The 17211-nt window shown below is 70.5% G+C and carries 15 protein-coding genes; 2 read left to right on the forward strand and 13 right to left on the reverse strand.

All coding sequences use genetic code 11. The annotated features are described in order from the left end of the window. Window position 1: 1 nt before the first annotated feature. The 3 genes from OQ968_RS18695 to OQ968_RS18705 are packed head-to-tail and all read right to left on the reverse strand — an operon-like array spanning window position 2 to window position 3074. Window positions 2-1111 carry an acyl-CoA dehydrogenase family protein gene (locus OQ968_RS18695; RefSeq protein ID WP_324680556.1) on the reverse strand — a complete coding sequence of 370 codons (1110 nt, stop codon included), beginning with the start codon at window positions 1109-1111 and terminating at the stop codon, window positions 2-4. Next, entirely contained in the window at window positions 1108-2313 is a 1206-nt protein-coding gene (locus OQ968_RS18700) for an acyl-CoA dehydrogenase family protein (RefSeq protein WP_324680558.1), read from the reverse strand. Before OQ968_RS18700 ends, OQ968_RS18695 begins: the two co-directional genes overlap by 4 nt. Continuing rightward, window positions 2310-3074, reverse strand: a complete 765-nt coding sequence (locus OQ968_RS18705; RefSeq protein ID WP_324680560.1) for an SDR family oxidoreductase — start codon at window positions 3072-3074, stop codon at window positions 2310-2312. The genes OQ968_RS18700 and OQ968_RS18705 overlap by 4 nt, the downstream gene beginning before the upstream one ends. Before the next feature lie 132 nt (window positions 3075-3206). Here OQ968_RS18705 and OQ968_RS18710 point away from each other — a divergent pair, with 132 nt between their 5' ends. Beyond that, window positions 3207-3536 (forward strand): PE-PGRS family protein, encoded by a 330-nt coding sequence (locus OQ968_RS18710; protein ID WP_324680562.1) that lies wholly within the window; start codon window positions 3207-3209, stop codon window positions 3534-3536. Window positions 3537-3557: 21 nt separating this feature from the next. Here OQ968_RS18710 and OQ968_RS18715 read toward each other — a convergent pair whose 3' ends face one another. Both OQ968_RS18715 and OQ968_RS18720 read right to left on the reverse strand, forming a co-directional pair. Beyond that, window positions 3558-6770 carry an acetyl-CoA carboxylase family protein gene (locus tag OQ968_RS18715; RefSeq protein WP_324680668.1) on the reverse strand — a complete coding sequence of 1071 codons (3213 nt, stop codon included), beginning with the start codon at window positions 6768-6770 and terminating at the stop codon, window positions 3558-3560. Further along, complete coding sequence (locus OQ968_RS18720) at window positions 6767-8305, reverse strand: class I adenylate-forming enzyme family protein (RefSeq protein ID WP_324680564.1); 1539 nt, start codon at window positions 8303-8305, stop codon at window positions 6767-6769. The genes OQ968_RS18715 and OQ968_RS18720 overlap by 4 nt, the downstream gene beginning before the upstream one ends. Window positions 8306-8338: 33 nt before the next feature. On the opposite strand from OQ968_RS18720, the gene OQ968_RS18725 reads away from it, so the two are divergent. Beyond that, window positions 8339-9172 carry a thioesterase family protein gene (locus tag OQ968_RS18725; protein WP_324680565.1) on the forward strand — a complete coding sequence of 278 codons (834 nt, stop codon included), beginning with the start codon at window positions 8339-8341 and terminating at the stop codon, window positions 9170-9172. A gap of 199 nt (window positions 9173-9371) precedes the next feature. Here the strand turns inward: OQ968_RS18725 and OQ968_RS18730 are convergent, their stop codons facing one another. The 8 genes from OQ968_RS18730 to OQ968_RS18765 all read right to left on the reverse strand — a co-directional run bounded on the left by OQ968_RS18730 (window position 9372) and on the right by OQ968_RS18765 (window position 17133). After that, complete coding sequence (locus OQ968_RS18730; protein WP_324680566.1) at window positions 9372-9632, reverse strand: hypothetical protein; 261 nt, start codon at window positions 9630-9632, stop codon at window positions 9372-9374. Further along, the gene (phaZ, locus tag OQ968_RS18735) at window positions 9607-10467 is read right to left on the reverse strand and encodes a poly(3-hydroxyalkanoate) depolymerase (protein WP_324680670.1); all 861 of its coding nucleotides are present in this window, start codon (window positions 10465-10467) and stop codon (window positions 9607-9609) included. The genes OQ968_RS18730 and phaZ overlap by 26 nt, the downstream gene beginning before the upstream one ends. Before the next feature lie 5 nt (window positions 10468-10472). Continuing rightward, window positions 10473-12164, reverse strand: a complete 1692-nt coding sequence (locus OQ968_RS18740; protein ID WP_324680568.1) for a PHA/PHB synthase family protein — start codon at window positions 12162-12164, stop codon at window positions 10473-10475. A gap of 302 nt (window positions 12165-12466) precedes the next feature. After that, window positions 12467-13717, reverse strand: a complete 1251-nt coding sequence (locus tag OQ968_RS18745; protein WP_324680569.1) for a helix-turn-helix domain-containing protein — start codon at window positions 13715-13717, stop codon at window positions 12467-12469. Beyond that, complete coding sequence (dmpG, locus tag OQ968_RS18750) at window positions 13714-14733, reverse strand: 4-hydroxy-2-oxovalerate aldolase (protein ID WP_324680571.1); 1020 nt, start codon at window positions 14731-14733, stop codon at window positions 13714-13716. The genes OQ968_RS18745 and dmpG overlap by 4 nt, the downstream gene beginning before the upstream one ends. Continuing rightward, the gene (locus tag OQ968_RS18755) at window positions 14730-15692 is read right to left on the reverse strand and encodes an acetaldehyde dehydrogenase (acetylating) (protein ID WP_324680573.1); all 963 of its coding nucleotides are present in this window, start codon (window positions 15690-15692) and stop codon (window positions 14730-14732) included. Before OQ968_RS18755 ends, dmpG begins: the two co-directional genes overlap by 4 nt. Window positions 15693-15709: 17 nt before the next feature. Further along, the gene (locus tag OQ968_RS18760; protein WP_324680575.1) at window positions 15710-16498 is read right to left on the reverse strand and encodes a 2-keto-4-pentenoate hydratase; all 789 of its coding nucleotides are present in this window, start codon (window positions 16496-16498) and stop codon (window positions 15710-15712) included. After that, on the reverse strand, window positions 16495-17133 hold the full coding sequence (locus OQ968_RS18765) for a TetR/AcrR family transcriptional regulator (protein WP_324680577.1): 639 nt from the start codon (window positions 17131-17133) through the stop codon (window positions 16495-16497). Before OQ968_RS18765 ends, OQ968_RS18760 begins: the two co-directional genes overlap by 4 nt. Between the last annotated feature and the right edge of the window lie 78 nt (window positions 17134-17211).

Genomic DNA, 17211 nt, shown 5'->3' on the forward strand with positions numbered 1-17211 from the left:
CCTAGCTCGGCGGCAGGCCCACCAACTCGGCCAGCCGGGCCCGGTGACGATAGGCGGACCCGAACGCCAGCTGGTCGCTCTTGGCCCGCTTGAGATACAGGTGCGCCGGATACTCCCAGGTCATCCCGATGCCGCCGTGCAGCTGCACGCACTCCTCCGCGGCGTGCACGGCCACGCCGCTGCAGTAGGCCTGCGCGATGGCCGCGGCGGTGTTCGCGTCTTCGTCCCCGCGGGCGCGGGTGTCGGCGGCGTAGCGGGCCACCGCCGTCGCCGACCCGACCTCGAACCACAGGTCGGCCAGCCGGTGCTTGATCGCCTGATAGGAGCCGATGGTGCGGCCAAACTGCTTGCGCTGCTTGGCATAAGCGAGTGTGGTGTCGAAACACCACTGTGCCACCCCCAGTTGCTCGGAGGCGAGCAGGGCCGCCCCGGTCTGCAGCGCCTCGGTCACGGCCGCGTCGGCCGCCCCGACCCGCGCCCCGATCGACGACGACGCCGCCCCCGAGAACCGCACATTCGCAAGGGGTCTCGTCATGTCCAACGCCAGGACCGGCGACACCTCGACCCCGGGCGCGTCGGAGGGGACGGTGTGCAGTTCGAGCCCGTCCGGGGCCGCGACCGGCACCACCAGCACGTCGGCCTCGGCGGCACCGGCAACGCTGGTGACCGAGCCGGTGAGCCCGTCGCCGGCGACGCCGACGCCCGCGATCGGATCTCCCGGGGCCGTGGACAGCGGCACCACCAGCGCGGCGGTCGCCGACCCCTGGGCCAGCCGGGGCACGGTCTCGGTGTCGCCGGCGCGCAACAGCGCGACCGTCGCAAGCACCCCGCTGGACAGGAACGGCACCGGCGCCACGGCCCGGCCGATCTCCTCCATGACGACGGCGGCCTCGCGGGCACCCGCGCCGGCGCCGCCGAGGGACTCGGGCACCAGCAGACCCGCCACCCCCAGGTCGGCGGACAGCGTCCGCCACACGGGTGAAAAGTCTTGCGGCACCGGGTCATACGCGCTGACCACGGCTTCAACTGGGCAGCGGTCGGCGAACAGGTGGCGCACGCTGTCGCGCAGCGCCTCCTCGGTGTCGGAGTACAGCAGGTCGCCGGTGCTCATCGATCCAGGTCCTTCCACGCGACGTCCTTGTCGACCCGGTGTTCGCCCGGCAGGCCCAGGATCCGCTCGGAGATGGTGTTGCGCAGGATCTCCGAGGTGCCGCCCTCGATCGAGTTGCCGCGGGCTCGCAGGTAGCGGTAGCCGGGCTCGCGACCGATCAGGTCGACGGTTTCCGGCCGGCGCATGGTCCAGTCGTCGTAGCGCAGCCCCGCTTCGCCGTGCAACTCGATCTCGAACCCCGAAATCGCCTGCGCCAGTTTGGCGAAGGCCACCTTCATGCCGGCGCCTTCCGGTCCGGGCTGGCCGGCGACCGCCTGTTGCCGCAGCCGCTCGCCGGCCAGGCGCAGGACTTCGGCGTCGACCCACAGCCGCATCAGCTCGTCGTGCATGGCGGGATTGCGCAATGCGGGCTCGTCTCGCCAGGCCCGGGTGACCTTGCCGATGTGGCCGCCCTCCCGCGGCGTTCCGGCGCGAGTGCCGATCGCGACCCGCTCGTTGTTGAGCGTGGTGGTGGCAACGCGCCAGCCCCCGCCCTCCGGCCCGAGCCGATTCGCATCCGGCACCCGCACGTCGGTGAGAAACACTTCGTTGAACTCCGCCTCGCCGGTGATCTGGCGCAGCGGGCGCACCTCGACGCCGGGTTGGGTCATGTCGCACAGGAAGTAGGTCAGGCCAAAGTGTTTGGGCACCGTCGGGTCCGTGCGGGCGACGAGGATCGCCATCTGCGCGTGCTGCGCCTGCGACGTCCACACCTTCTGCCCGTTGACGATCCAGTCATCACCGTCGCGGACCGCGCGCGTGGCGACCCCGGCCAGGTCGGATCCGGCACCGGGCTCGCTGAACAGCTGGCAGTAGATCTGCTCGCCGGTGAACAAGGGGCGCAGAAACTTTCGCTTCTGTTCGTCGGTGCCGAACGCCGCGATCGTCGGCGCCGCCATGCCCATGCCGATGTAGTTCTTCACGGTGCCGCCGATCGGCGCGCCGGCGGCGGCCAGCTTCGCGTCGACGCGCTCCTGGGCCTTCCGCGGCAGATCCAGCCCGCCGAAACCCCGCGGCAGGTACACCCAGGCCATGCCCGCGTCGTATTGCGCGCCCAGGAACTCGCGCGGGTCGCTGGTCGCGGGGTCGTGTTCGTCCAACAGGGCCTGCACCCGCGCGTCCAGGTCGGCGGCGTAGTCCTGGGTGGAGTCCTGGGAACTCATTGCCGGAACCCGAACACCGGGCCGAGCAGCAGGCCGCCGTCGATCACCATCGTCTCGCCGGTGATCCAGCTTGCGGCGTCGGAAACCAGGAAGGCGACCGCCCCGGCCACGTCGGTCGGCTCGCCGATGCGCCCGAGGGCGATCGACGAGGCCAGCGGATCCTCGTGGTCCTTCCACAGCGCCTCGGCGAGCCGGGTGCGAACCACCCCGGGGCAGATCGCGTTGACCCGGATGCGCGGCGACAGCTCCAGCGCCAGCTGCTTGGTGACGTGGATCAGGGCGGCCTTGGTGGCGTTGTACATGCCCATCGCCGGCGATTGGTGCAAGCCGCCGATGGAGGCGGTGTTGACCACCGACCCGCCGTGCTCGCCCATCCACGACTTGACCACGAGCGAGGTCCACAGCAGCGGCGCCCACAGGTTGACGTCGAAGATCTTGGTGAAGCGGGCGTGGTCCTGATCGATCAGCGGACCGTAGGCGGGGTTGGTCCCCGCGTTGTTGACCAGGATGTCGACGCTGCCGAAGCGCTCCAGCGTGAGCTCCACACAGCGCCGGGCCGCGTCCTCGTCGACCGCGTGGGCGCCGACGCCCAGCGCCTTCTCGCCCACCTGCGCCGCGGCCGCCTCGGCCGCCTCCTGCTTGCGGGCGGTGAGGACCACGTTGGCACCGGCGGCCGCCAGCTGTTGCGCCGTGGCCAGCCCGATTCCGCGCGAGGCGCCGGTGATGATCGCGGTGCGGCCGGTCAGATCCAGTGAGGTCATCGGTGTGCCTTCTGTCTCGTTGGTGACTGTGTGGTGGCCGGGCTCCGCGCTCGGAGGGTCACGGTGTCCTGTAGATGTTTTGTACACGTGTTGGCGTGGTATGCGACACGCATGTTAGCGAAATTGACCCTCATGAAACCAATGGTGGTGGCCGGTGCGGTTGCCGCGGCGATTGCCGCCGCGCCGACGGCGACCGCCGACGTTTTTGTGGTGGGACCAGCGGCGACGGGGCCCGCGCCCACCCACGTCGTGTTCAAGGACGACCCGGGCGGCGGCGGCTGTGACGCCAACGGCAACTGCGGCTCCGGCGGCCAGAACCAGGGCCCCGGCGGCGGTCCGGGCGGGCAGGGCTGCGTCCCGGGCGTCGGCTGCGGCTCGGGCGGCCAGTTCGCGGGTCCCGGCGGCGTGCCGGGCGGCCAGGGTTGCCTGCCGGGCGTCGGCTGCGGCTCCGGCCACGCATAACAGCTAGATCCGGTTCGATCCTCAGCCTCCCGGCAGCCTGGTGATCCAGGCCCGGGAGTCTGCGGGGTCGATGACGTCGTCGAGTTCGAAGGTGGTGGCCGCCCGCAGCGCCTTGCCGTGCGCGTAGGCCGCCGCCACCAGCTTGTCGAACAACTGCCGGCGTTCCTCGGGATCGGCCGCCGCGGCGAGCTCCTTGCTGAAGCCCAGCCGCACGGCCCCCTCCAGGCCCATGCCGCCGATCTCCCCCGTCGGCCACGCGACGGTGAATTGCGGCGCGCGGAAGGAGCCGCCGGCCATCGCCATCGCGCCCAGCCCATAACCCTTGCGCAGGATGATCATTCCGAGCGGCACCGTCAGCCTGGCGCCCAGCACGAACATCCGGCCGAACCGCCGGACCGCCGCCTCCTTTTCCGCGTCCGGCCCGACCATGAACCCCGGGGTGTCGCACAGCGAGATCACCGGCAACCGAAACGACTCGCACAGCGCCAGGAAGTCGCCGGCCTTGTCGGCCGCCTCGGCGTCGATCGCGCCGCTGAGATGGTGACTGCTGTTGGCAATCAAGCCATATGGCACGCCCTCGACGCGGACCAGCGCGGTGACTATCCCGACGCCGTAGTCGGGTCGCAGCTCGAGCACGGAGCCGATGTCGACGATCGACTCGATCGCCCGGTGCACGTCGTAGGCGCGTAACCTGTTCTGCGGCACCACATGTCGGGCCAGCCGCGGATCCGGCGCTGCCCAATCGCTCACGACGCCCTGGAAGTACGACAGGTACTGCTTGGCCAGCGACACCGCGTGCGCCTCGTCGCGGGCGACCAGGCTCACCACGCCGTTGTGGCGCTGCACGTCGATCGGGCCGATCGCCTCGGGCGGGTACACCCCGAGCCCGCCGCCCTCGATCATGGCCGGGCCGCCCATCCCGATGTTGGCGTCCGGGGTCGCGATGATCACGTCGCACACCCCCGCCAGCGCGGCGTTGCCGGCGAAGCAGCGGCCGGAGACGATCGACACCAGCGGCACCCGGCCGCTCAGGCCGGCCAGCATCCGGAACGTCGGCACGTCCAGCCCGGCCCGCCCGCCGACGTCGGTGTCGCCCGGCCGCCCACCGCCGCCCTCGGCAAACAGCACCACCGGCAAGCGTTTTCGGGCGGCCAGCTCGAAGACCCGGTCGGTCTTGGCGTGGTTGCGCATGCCCTGCGTCCCGGCCAGCACGGTGTAGTCGTAGGACACGACTATCGTCTCGGCGCCCCCAATGGTCGCCAAACCGGCGACCAGGCCGTCGGCCGGGGTATTGGCGATCAGGTCCTCCTCCGAACGCCGGCTGCGCTGCGCGGCGATGGCCAAGGCGCCGTATTCGACGAGGCTGCCCGGGTCGACCAGGTCGGCGATGTTCTCCCGCGCGGTGCGCCGGCCCTGCTGGTGCCGCTTGGCGACCGCGGCCGGCCGGCCCTCGTCGAGGGTGAGCAGGTGGCGCTCGCGGACCTCGTCGAGGTCGGCGCGGGGCCGATCGAGATCCGTTGTGGCCGCGGCAGATTCGCCGGTGCCACCGGCCCCGGTCCGGGTGAAGACCAGCAACGGGTCCCCGGTGCCGACGACCTGGCCGGGCGTCACCAGGCTGCGCGCGGTCCGCAGCGCGTCCGGTGCCGCCAGCGCGTGCTGCATCTTCATCGCCTCGAGCACGACCAGCTGGGCGCCGGGACCGAACTCCGCGCCCTCGGGGGCCACCTCGACCACCGTACCGGCCAGCTGCGCGCGCAGCACTTCCTCACCCGGGTAGAGCTCGACCGCGGCCACCCTGGCGTCGTGCTGGTGGGAAAGCGCCGCGGCCGCAAGTTCGGGCAGCCTCTCGTCGAGGAAGCCCGTCGTCACCACACCCGACTGGATCTGGCTGTCCGACAACAGCTCCCGCAGCAGTCCGACGTTCGTGCCAACGCCCTCGATGGCGAACTCGTCCAGCGCCGTGCGGGCCTTGCGCACCGCCGCGGCGAACGACGACCCCCGCACGTGCGTGACGACCTTGGCCAACAGCGAGTCGTACCGCGGGCTGGTGGCCAGGCCGGGACGGCCGTAGCTGTCGACGCGCACCCCCGGCCCGGTCGGCGGCGAGAACACCGTCAGCGTGCCCGCCGCCGGGACGACGGACCCGTCGGCGGCGAAGGTCTCCATGTTGACCCGGGCCTGGATCGCGATGCCGCGTCGCGCGGCCGGTTCGCCGATGACTTCGGTGCCGTCGGAGGCGATCCCGGCCGGCAGGCCCAGCTGGTTGCCCAGCCTGTAGTAGGACGCGCCGCCGGCGATGGCCAGCTGCACGGCCACCAGGTCCACCCCGGTGGTCTCCTCGGTGACGGTGTGTTCCACCTGGATTCGCGGGTTGATTTCGAGGAAAACGTAATCGTCGCCGGTGACCAGGAACTCGACCGTGGCCAGCCCGTGCAGGCCGACCCTGGCGCACAGCCGGGCGGCGGCCTGGTGCAATTCGCGGCGCAGGGTTTCCGAAAGGCCTTGCGCGGGCGCGATTTCGACCAGCTTTTGGTAGCGGCGCTGGATGCTGCAGTCGCGGTCGCCCAGGGCCAGCGCGTGGGTCTGGTGCCCGGCCGGCGCGCCCACCACCTGCACCTCGATGTGCCGCGCAGCATCCAGGAGCGCCTCGGCGAACAGCGCCGGATCGCCGAAACCGAGCCGCGCCTCCGCGGCGCACTGGCGGTAGGCGTCGTCGATCCGATCGGCGCTGCGCACCTTGCGCATTCCCCGCCCGCCGCCGCCGGCGAGCGCCTTGATCATGATCCCGCCGTCCCGGGCCGCGAAGAACGCCCGGACGTCGTCGACGGTGCTGGGGCCCTCGGTCGCGGGCAGCACCGGCAGGCCGGCGGCGATCGCGGCGCCGCGGGCCGCCGACTTGTTGCCCGCCAGCTCGAGCACGTCGGCGTCCGGTCCCACGAACGTGTATCCGGCGGCCCGGCAGGCGCGGGCGAACTCGGCGTTCTCGGACAGAAATCCGTAGCCCGGGTGGATCAGCCCGGCGCCGGACTTCTTGGCGGCCGCCAGTATCTCGGCGTGATCCAGGTAGGCCTGCGGGCCGGCGCCGGGCAGGCCGATCGCCTCGTCGGCCGCGTGCACATGCGGGCTGTCGGCGTCGTCCTCGGCGTACACCGCGACCGTTTGCAGGCCCAGTTCCGTTGCGGTGCGGACGATTCGAAGCGCGATCTCGCCGCGGTTGGCGATCAGCAGGCTCATCGCAGCGGGTCGCCCCACCGGACCTGCTCGCGCAGCTTGCCCTTGAGCAGCTTGCCGCCGGGGTTGCGCGGCAACGGGCTGTCGACCACCGTGACGTACTGCGGCACCTTGAAGTCGGCGAGCTCGGCGCGGCAGTGTTCGAGCACGGCCGGCACGTCGACCCGGTCCTGGCCGCCGAACAGCACCGCACCGACCTTCTCCCCCATCACCTCGTCGGGCACCGCCAGCACGCAGGCGTCCGCGACGGTGGGCGCCGCCAGCAGCGCGGCCTCCACCTCGACGCTGGACACGTTCTCGCCGCCACGGTTGATAATGTCCTTGAGCCGGTCGACGATGTACACCCGGCCCGCATCGTCGACCCGGACCACGTCGCCGGTGTGCAACCAGCCGTCCACGATGGTGGCCGCGGTGGCCTCGGGCCGGTTCCAGTAGCCACGGGTCACGTTGGCGCCGCGCACCACCAGCTCGCCCGTCAGCTCGCCGGCGTCCTCGCCGAACGGGATCACGCCGAGATCCACCGAGGGCACGGCGTACCCGACGGAGTCGGCGTGCTCGACGGCGTCGCGGTCGGGCAGCACCGTCATCAGCGAGGCGCTCTCGGTCATGCCGTACCCGTTGAACACGGTGGCCCGGCCGAACGCCTCCTTCACCGATCGCACCAACGTCGGGGCGATCGGTGCGCCGCCGTATCCCACCCAGCGCACGCCTGAAACGTCGGCCGCGGCAAAGCCCTTGTGCCGCAACAACAGCGAGTACACCGCGGGCACGGTGACCATGAACGAGATCCGCTCGGCGGGCAGCGTCGCGATCAACTCGTCGAGGTTCAGCGCGGGCATGATCACCGCCGCTCCCCCGACGCGGGCGGCGATCAACAGCTGTGAGTTGCAACCGGTCACGTGGAACAGGGGCACCGAGATGAGGGTGCGCAGCCGGTCGCCGAGGTCGGCCGATTCCCCGAGGCAGCGCAGCATGTTCTCGGTGTTGGTCAGGAACGCCTCGTGCGTGGTCGGAACGCCCTTGGGGTGGCCGGTGGTTCCCGACGTGTAGAACAGCGCGGCCGTGTCGGCGTGGCCGAGCCCGTGGGTCACGTGCGGTTCGCCGTCGGGCAGCGGGGTGCCGGGCGCGAGATCCATCCGGGCGCCCGCGTCGGACAGGATGAACTCGATCTCGGGCTGCGCGGAGCGCGTATTGACCGGCACCGCAACGCCACCGGCCATCACGGTGCCCCAGAACGCGAGCACCCAGTCGATGCCGGCCGGGTAGCGCACCGCGACGCGATCGCCCGGGCCCAGCCCGTCGGCCCGCAGCCCGCCGGCCACCCGCGCCGCGCGGTTCCACAGTTCGCGGTAGGTCAGCCGGCCTCCGCCGAGCTCGACCACGGCCTCGCCGTTCGGGCGGTTGTCGACCTGCTCGGCGAGCATGTCCAGCAGCGTCGCGGGCAGACGTGCGTAGTGCGGAACGCCGTCGGGGTCGCGGGAGACGCCTGTCGTCGGGAAGGGGTTGCGGTCACTGGGAATTTCGATCACTGCAGACATGCCCTTACGATCCGGTGTCCTATCGTGATGCTGGTGACGATCGAGGATTCCGCCATCATGCCCGAGGCGTTCTTCACTGTCGATGGCGACTCTTATTTGCCGGGCCCGCTGACGCGCGGGCCCTGGGGCGCGGCGATGGGCGGCCAGAACGTCGGCGGCCTGTTGGGTTGGGGGATAGAGCGATCCGGCATCGACCCCGAGTTTCAGCCCGCCCGCTTCACGGTCGACCTGTTGCGCCCGGTGGTGCTCGAGCCGGTGCAGATCCGCACCTCGGTGCAGCGCGAGGGCCGGCGCATCAAGCTGGTGGACGGGGCGCTGGTGCAGAACGGGACGACCGTCGCGCGGGCCAGCGCGCTGTTCCTGAGGCGCGGCGAGCATCCCGACGGGCGGGTCTGGTCCTCCCCGGTCCAGATGCCGCCGCTGCCGGCGGACTCCGACGGCTTCGGAGCGGACATGCCGTTTCTCATCTGGGGGTACGGCGCCACGCTCGAGGGCAGTCCCGGCATCGCGGCGGGCGAGTGGGAGCAGTCCCACTCGCAGAAGTTCGCCTGGGCGCGGGTGTTCCGCCCCATGGTGGAGGGACACCCGCTCACCCCGTTCACCCGTTTGGCGTTCGTCGGCGACATCACCAGCTCGCTGACCCATTGGGGCACAGGCGGATTGCGCTACATCAACGCCGACTACACCGTCACCGCGAGCCGATTGCCCGACGGCGAATTCCTAGGCCTTGCCGCCCAGAGCCACTACGGCACGGCCGGTGTGGCGACCGGCGCCGCGACCCTGTTCGACCGGCACGGGCCGATCGGCACGAGCTCGGCGCTGGCCTTGGCGCAGCCGGCCGAGGCCTTCCGGCCGTCTTACACGTGAGTCGTCCTAAGAGTACGGTGCGGCGCACAGCGGACCGTCGCCTCGCGGCGGCCACCGTGGGCTTCCTCTGCTACACGGCGGCGATGCCGGTGCTGGAGCGTCGCATGCGCCGCAGCGGGGGACCCGGGATCATCGCATTCGAGCTGGCCGGCAGCGCATCCCGGGTCGAGGAGATCATGGCCCGCTGGGGCCCCGAGGGTCAGCGGGCCGCGCGTCGTCGTTCCTGTGGCTCGACTTCGGGTACATGGCGGCGTACGGCACGCTCACGGCGCTGCTCGTCGACCGCACCCGCCGACGGCGCGGCCACCCGGCCGCCCTGCGCGCCGCCGCGGTCGTGGCGGTCGCCGCCGATGCGGCTGAGGGGCGGCGCGCGCGGGTCGCGGCCCTGGTCAAGTTCGCGGTTCTCGCGGCCGCACTCGGCTACGCCGCCGTCTTTACGACCAATCGCCGGGCGGAGCATTTCGGAATGCTTCGATCACTCGGGCCTGCTCAGCGGCGCTGGCGATGAGCTCGACGTGGCCGCCGTCGTGCACGTGCAGTGTCGCGTGCGGCAACAAAAGGTTCATGATCTTGGCATTGGCCAGCGGGATGATCGGATCGTCGGTGCCCGCGATGATCAGCGTCGGCTGCCGAATCAGCGGCAGCGCAAAGAGACTGGTCCACCCGACGCCCGCCAACAACTGGTGCAGATATCCCACCCGCGAGCCCGCCATCAGCTGGCGATCGAACAGTCGCATGATCATGTGCGGATCGCGGCGAACCGACCCGCCGTAGAGTTCTGAGGCGATCTTCGCCGCATACCGATGGTCCAGGAACCGCCGTGGCGTGATCATCTTCGCCAGGACGGCGGGCTTGCCGGGGATCATGATCGAACCGGTGCCCGTGGACACCAGGATGAGGCGGCGGCATCGGCGCGGGCTTTGGAAGGCGAACTGTTGGGCGAGCCCGCCGCCCCACGACAATCCCAGAACGTCAACCTGCGAATGGCCGGATTTCCGCCCGACGACCCCGACGTCCTTCAGCAGCCTGCCCAACACCATGGCCAGGTACGGAAAGCCATACGGCGCAGGAGAATCCGGTGAGCCTCCGGTGCCCGGCACGTCAAAGCGAACCACCGTCGTGTCGGGATCGAGCTGCACGACGAAAGGGTCGAGCACCTCCAGGCTTGCACCGATGCCATTGCAGAGCACCAGCGGGATCCCTGTCCCCCACCGTATACGGACCCGGATCTGCTGGCCGAGCACCGCGACGAGGTCGTTACATTCCCCGCCGCCTCGGTGGCTGTGCCCGGTCAGGCGATTCACCGGTCGTGGACGTAGGTGCCCGGCGCCGGAGCCAGCGGCCGCATCGCGCGCGTGCCCAGCGTCTTGGGCGCTGGCGTCTGCTCACCGCTGCGCTCGGCCAGCCACGTCGAGTAGTCCTGCCACCAGGAACCGGCGTGCTTATCCGCGGAACCGATCCAACGCTCGGGATCGGGCTCGTCGGCCGTCCCGACCCGGTAGGAGGCCTTCGGATTGTCCGGGGGGTTGACCAGGGCGGCGATGTGCCCGCTCGTGGAGAGCACGAACCGCAGGTCCTTGCTGCCCAGCAACCGCGCGCTGCGGTAGCACGCCTGCCACGGCGAGAGGTGGTCGGTCACGCCCGCGACGATGTACGTGTCGGTGCCGACGGCCCCGAGATCGACGGGCGTGCCGAGCATGGTCGCGCCGCCGGGTTGGGTCAACTCGTTGTGCAGCCCCATGAGCACCATGTCGCGATGCAGCGCCGCCGGCATCCGGGTGGTGTCGGCATTCCAGAACAGCACGTCGAACGGCGCCGGTGAGCGACCCTGCACGTAGTTGTTCACCCAGTAGCGCCACACCAGGTCCGTGGGCCGCAGCCACGCGAAAACCTCGGCCAGGGACCGGCCGTCGAGATAGCCCTTGCGCGCGGACAGCGCGATCGCGACGTTGGCCGCGTCCTCGTCGATCGCGGAGGCGAAGCCGGCCTTGGTCTGGTCGAGCACCGTCACCATCAGGCTGAGGCTGGCCAGGCGGTCCACCTCGCCGATCGCGCTCAGGTGCGCGGCCGTCATCGCCGCGAGGATGCCGCCCGAGCACGACGCCTGCACGTGGACACGATCGGACTTGGTGATCTTTTCGACGGCGCGCAGCGCCTCGATGACCTCCGCGCCGTAGGTGTCGACACCCCAGGACCGGTGTTCCGCGGTCGGGTTGCGCCACGAGATCGCGAACACCTGGTGGCCCTGGCGGACGAGGTACTCGATCATGCTGCGTCCGGTCGCGATGTCGAGGATGTAGTACTTGTTGATCACCGGCGGAACGATCAGCAGCGGCTCGGGGAAGACCTTGTCGGTCTGCGGGGTGTACTGGATCAGCTCGAAGACCTCGCTGCGGTACACGACCGCCCCCGGTGTGGCGGCCAGGGTCTCCCCGACCGCGAAGGCATCCGGTTCCACCATCGACGGGACCCGCGGCGCAGACGCCATGTCGCCGATGAAGTTTCGCAGACCCCGAACGAGGCTCTGGCCGCCCGTGTCGATGATCGCCTTCCAGCCCAGCGGGCTGAGCAACGGGTTGTTGCTCGGCGAGATGCCCTCCATCACGACGTCGAGCGCGAAGCGCAGGCGCTCGGCGTCGCGCCAGTCGAGGCGGGCGTCGGCGAAGAGGGCGTCGACGGTCTCGTTCGCCGCGAGGTAGGCCTGCATCGTGCGCTTCAGCAGCGGGTTGTTCAGCCATGCCGAATCGCCGAACCGCTGGTCGCCCTTGGCCGGAGCGCGCCCCGAGGTGCCGCGCCCGATCGAGACGAGCTCGCGGCCCAGCGTCCCGACGCGCTCGGCGAGCGCGCCCGGGTGACGGGCCAGGCTCAGCACGAACCTGCTCCACGACGTGTCCGGCAACATCCGGCGAGCCACGCCGGTGGCCGAACTGGTCAACAGCAGGTCGAGCGGTAGCGCGATTTCCTCGGCGTGCGCCGACTCTCGGGTGGCCATGGCGTTCCTTCTCGGCGGCTCGCGTCAGGCCTGGCGCCGCACCGCATGAACGACGGTGACCGTCAGCGGGGTCAGCACGGGCGACACAACAAGCAGCAGCGTTCCAATCAAGGGCAGCATGATTTCTCGGCTTTCGTTCGGCGGGGCGAGGGTGGCGTCGCCGAAGGTGGAATTCCTTGGCGGAGTGGATCTTCGGTGTCAGCCACCGCGAACGGTACCGATGGCGCGTCGGCGCATCGACTCCCCAGGAGGCAGACTTTCCGCGGTTTTTCGTCTCCCGGAGACCAAAACCCGATCCCGGGTCAGGACGGCGACCCGTACCAGTGGCACAACAGCAGGGCCAGCTCGACATCGAGCCTGTCGGCGCCGATCGGCCGGCCGCGCCTGTCGATCGCACACCGGACGCGGTACTTCACCGTGCTGGAATGAATGGACAGCTCTTCGGCGGCCGTTTTGAAGCTGGATCCGCATCCGAGGAAGACCCGCAGCGTGTCGCGCAGCCGTGCGTCGTTTGCGGTGTCCGCGGCGAGGCCGCCGAGCACCTCCTTCACCCATCCCCGGGACTGCTCGAGGTTGCCACCCAACAGCGCCGCCGGCATCAGGCCCGGGTCGGTCGCGGCGACCACCGCGGGCGTGCGGTCTCGCGCCGCTGCCGCCACCGTCCTGGCCGCCAGCGCCCGCTGATGCGAGACGCAGAACCCATCGACGCCGGCGGCCGGCGTGCCGACGGCAACTATCGGCGCGTGATCCCGCTTCACCAGGAAGCGCCGCACCGCCGCCACGGCGTCGTCGGGAGCCGACCGGTACGGAAGCCACGCCCATCCGCTCCTGCGATCCGTGGGGATGAACAGCGGGGCGGCGGACGCGTCGGCGGCCGCACCGAGTTCCCGCACCAGACGCTGCAACCGGGCGAGCTCGTCGGTCTCCACCTCCGTGGGGTACCACATCACCAGGGCCAGGTGATGCCATCTCAGCGGGTAGCCGACAGCCTCGCTGGCCGCGTCGACATCGATCGGCGCCCGGGCCGCCAACAACTCGCGCACCCGCAGGAACCGGATGCTGTTATGAGTGGCCAGCCACTGTTCGCGCTCCTCCTCGTACGCGGCGACCACTTGCTCGGACACCCGGTCGATGAAAGCGAACAGCGTCGCCGTGATCTTCTCCAAGACGGTGTACCTCAGTCGCTCGGCCATATCGATCGCCTGCAACTCCGCGAACACCAGCTCGTTCATGCGGCGCTGACCCAGCCGGTAGGCGCGAACCAGGGTATTGATCGGGACGCCCTGCTGGGCGAGGCGGCGGGCGTGCTCGAGCGCCGCGGTGGGCGCGTCGACATCCTGCACCGCGATCCCGCACTGCAACGCGTGCAGGACGGTCGCGACGTTGCCTTCGGCCCCGGCGTAGAGCAGCTCGGTCAGGGCGTCGTCACGCAGCTCCTCGATCTCGTCCTGCACCAGATCCGCAATGGACGACACCACTTGCGGGAGTCGCTCGCGGAGCCGAAAAGCGATGTCGGCCACGCAAACATCGAAGTCGTCGGCGGTCCGTGTCACAGGGCAGCCCGTTCGCCGGACAGGTCGAGGGCGATGTCGACGAGCATGTCTTCCTGCCCGCCGACCAGGCCGCGGCGTCCGGCCTCGACGAGCAGCGCACGCGCGTCGACATCGAACCGTTCGCCGACCTCCTCGGCGTGACGCAGGAAGCTCGAGTACACCCCCGCGTAGCCCAGGGTCAGCGTCTCGCGGTCGACGCGCACGGGTCGTTGCTGCAGCGGCCGGACCAGGTCGTCGGCGGCGTCCTCGAGGGCGTCGAGGTCGCAGCCGTGCCGCCAGCCCATGCGGGTGGCCGCCGCGACGAAGACCTCCAGCGGCGCATTGCCCGCACCCGCGCCCATGCCCGCCAACGACGCGTCGACCCGGCGGCAGCCATGCTCGACGGCGACGATCGAGTTCGCCACGCCGAGCGACAGGTTGTGGTGCGCGTGGATACCGATTTCCGTGGCGCCGCCCAGGGTTTGGCGCACGGCATCGACGCGCTCGGCGACATCGCGCATGGTCATCGCGCCGCCCGAGTCGACGACGTACACGCACCCGGCGCCGTAAGCCTCCATCAGCTTCGCCTGTTCGGCCAGCTGCTGCGGGCCGGCCATGTGGCTCATCATCAGGAAGCCGACGGTGTCCATGCCGAGTTCGCGCGCGGCGGCGATGTGGTGCGCCGAGATGTCGGCCTCGGTGCAGTGGGTGGCCACCCGCACCACGGAGGCCCCGGCCCGGTGCGCGGCGGCCAGGTCGCGCACGGTGCCGATGCCGGGCAGCACCAGCGTCGCGATCGCGGCCCTGTGGACGACGCCGGCCACCGCCTCGATCCACTCGAGGTCGGTGTGGGCGCCGAACCCGTAGATGCAGCTGGATCCGGACAGCCCGTCGCCGTGCGCGATCTCGATCGAGTCGACCCCCGCCGCGTCGAGCGCCGCCGCGATCCGGGCCGCCTGCTCCAGGCTGTACTGGTGGCGCACGGCGTGCATGCCGTCGCGCAGCGTGACGTCACTGATGTAGAGCCGCTCGGTCATTTCGATACTCCAGTCATCGAGTGAGTCATCATCGAGTGCGCGGCGATCCGTTCCGCGGTCGCGAGCGCGGCCGAGGTCATGATGTCGAGGTTGCCGGCGTAGGCCGGCAGGTAGTGTGCGGCACCGGTCACCTGCAGCATCGCGGTCACCTTGGTGCCGATGAATTTCCCGGTCTCCGGTATGTGCAGCGGATTGTCGGCGTCGAACGTCTCGAACTGCACGGCCTGCTTGAGCTGGTAGCCCGGCACGTAGCGTTGCACCTCGGCGACCATCGCCGTGATCGACGCGTCGACGGCCGCGTGGTCGCAGTCCCCCTCGACCAGGCAGTACACGGTGTTGCGCATCAGGATCGGCGGGTCGGCCGGGTTCAGGATGATCACCGCCTTGCTTCGTTGCGCTCCCCCAACGACTTTCAGCGCCGTGGCGGTCGTCTCGGTGAACTCGTCGATGCTGGCCCGGGTGCCCGGACCGGCCGACTTCGCCGAGATCGACGACACGATCTCGGCGTACGACACGAGCGCCGACCGGCTGACCGCGGTGACGATCGGCACGGTGGCCTGTCCCCCGCACGTGACCATGTTGAGGTTCGGCGCGTCGATGTGGTCCTCGAGATTGACCACCGGCACACAGAACGGCCCGATCGCCGCGGGTGTCAGGTCGAGGACACGTACATCCTTGTCGCGCAGCACCTTCCAGTGCCTGGCGTGTGCGCCGGCCGAGGTCGCGTCGAACACCAGCCGGATGTCGCCGAAGTGCGGCATCGCCATCAGGCCGTCGATCCCCGCCGAAGACGTGGGAACGCCGAGCCGTTTCGCCCGGGCCAGCCCGTCGGATCCCGGGTCCACCCCGACCATCGCGGCCACCCGCAACGGGCCGTCGCTGCGCAGGATCTTGATCATCAGGTCGGTGCCGATGTTCCCCGACCCGATGATCGCGACCGGGAATCGTTGGGTATTCATGGATCTGCTCCAGCCGACTACTCGAACGACACGCTGACGGTGCCGAGTCCGGTGATCGTCGCCGAGGCGCGGTCGCCTACAGCAACGAACGGGGCCGTGGTGTACGAGCCGGACATCACGAACCGCCCCGCCTCGATGGTGGTGTCGTACTCGGCGAGCGCGTTGGCCAGCCACGCGACGGCCGCGGCCGGATCGCCCATGACGGCGGAGCCCGGGCCGGTGCTCACGACCAGGTCGTTGACGACGAGGGTGGCGGTGGTATCGGGCAGCGGCGGGGCGTCGTCGATGGCGATCCACTCGCCCAGCACCACCGCCCCGGAACTCGCGTTGTCGGCGATGGTGTCCGCCAGGGTGATTCGCCAGTCGGCGATGCGGCTGTCGACGATCTCCAAAGCCGGGGCCACCGCATCCGTCGCGGCCCAAACGTCGTCGACGGTCACCCCCGGGCCCCGCAGCGCTGTGCGCATGCGAAACGCCACCTCGGGTTCGACGCGCGGGGCGCAGAACGCCGAGAGCGGCACGCTCGCCCCGTCGCGCACCACCATTCTGTCGAGCACGTAGCCGAAGTCGGGCTCGTCGACCCCGAGGAGTTCCTGCATCGCGGTCGAGGTCAGGCCGATCTTGTGGCCGCGCAGCGCGTGGCCGTCGTCCAATCGGCGTGCCAGGTTCAGCCGCTGGACGTCATACGCCTGGGGCACATCGAGATTCGGGTACCTCAGGGTGAGCGGGGCGATCGGCAGGCCCGTGCTCTGCGCGTCGTAGAGCAGTTGGGCGGCGTGGATCAGCCGGGTCGGCCCGGTCGTCATGCCCGCCGCCGGGACTCGAGCAGTGTGGCGGCCGCCTCGAAGACGACGCGGGCGTGCAGGCCCAGCAACGTGATCAGGTCCGCGGAGTCGCCCCCGACCTCCTTGGTGATGAACAGGCCGTCGGCGCCGGCGATCGCGTAGGTCGTCAGCAGGCGCACGCCCTCGTCGTCGAGCTCCGGCGCGAGCTCGCGCACGATCGCTTCGAACCGGTGAAACGCCCGCTCGCGAACCTCGAGAAACATCTCCCTGGCCCGCGGTTCCACGGGGCGATGCTCCAGCGCCAGCATCAGCCCCAGTCGCAGGAAGTCCGGCGCATCCAGGAACGCCTTGGCGACCCGCTCGCCGAGCTCCGTCGCCCACTCGGTGCCCGGCTCGCGGTCCGGCAGGTCCAGCGCCGCCGTCCAGCGCCGGAAGCTGCGTTCGATCACCGCGGCGATCAGGTCGTCCTTGTCGGCGAAGTGCCAATAGATCGACGTCGGCGGCAGGCCGCTCTTCTTGCTGACCAGCGAGATCGTGGTGCCGTCATAGCCGCGCTCGGTGGCCACCTGCGTCGCGGCGTCCAGGATGCGCTCGCGGGATTGCTCGCCGTTGGCGCGGGTGCGCCGCGCGCCGCGGGCTGGACTCTTCGCTGCCACGCTGCCCTCCGTTCGGGGTCATTCGGGCTCGTTCCGGGGTATTGACGTCTCGCTGCCGACAGCTTACTGTATGGAGCG

The sequence above is a fragment of the Mycobacterium sp. 663a-19 genome (assembly GCF_035616495.1).
GTDB lineage: Bacteria > Actinomycetota > Actinomycetes > Mycobacteriales > Mycobacteriaceae > Mycobacterium.

Coding starts and splice junctions, on each gene's coding strand:
- OQ968_RS18730 (WP_324680566.1), bottom strand. CDS start 9,632: ATGCTCCGCCCGGCGATTGGTCGTAAAGACGGCGGCGTAGCCGAGTGC.
- OQ968_RS18710 (WP_324680562.1), top strand. CDS start 3,207: ATGAAACCAATGGTGGTGGCCGGTGCGGTTGCCGCGGCGATTGCCGCC.
- OQ968_RS18740 (WP_324680568.1), bottom strand. CDS start 12,164: ATGGCCACCCGAGAGTCGGCGCACGCCGAGGAAATCGCGCTACCGCTC.
- OQ968_RS18695 (WP_324680556.1), bottom strand. CDS start 1,111: ATGAGCACCGGCGACCTGCTGTACTCCGACACCGAGGAGGCGCTGCGC.
- OQ968_RS18705 (WP_324680560.1), bottom strand. CDS start 3,074: ATGACCTCACTGGATCTGACCGGCCGCACCGCGATCATCACCGGCGCC.
- OQ968_RS18700 (WP_324680558.1), bottom strand. CDS start 2,313: ATGAGTTCCCAGGACTCCACCCAGGACTACGCCGCCGACCTGGACGCG.
- dmpG (WP_324680571.1), bottom strand. CDS start 14,733: ATGACCGAGCGGCTCTACATCAGTGACGTCACGCTGCGCGACGGCATG.
- OQ968_RS18760 (WP_324680575.1), bottom strand. CDS start 16,498: ATGACGACCGGGCCGACCCGGCTGATCCACGCCGCCCAACTGCTCTAC.
- OQ968_RS18720 (WP_324680564.1), bottom strand. CDS start 8,305: ATGTCTGCAGTGATCGAAATTCCCAGTGACCGCAACCCCTTCCCGACG.
- OQ968_RS18715 (WP_324680668.1), bottom strand. CDS start 6,770: ATGAGCCTGCTGATCGCCAACCGCGGCGAGATCGCGCTTCGAATCGTC.
- OQ968_RS18755 (WP_324680573.1), bottom strand. CDS start 15,692: ATGAATACCCAACGATTCCCGGTCGCGATCATCGGGTCGGGGAACATC.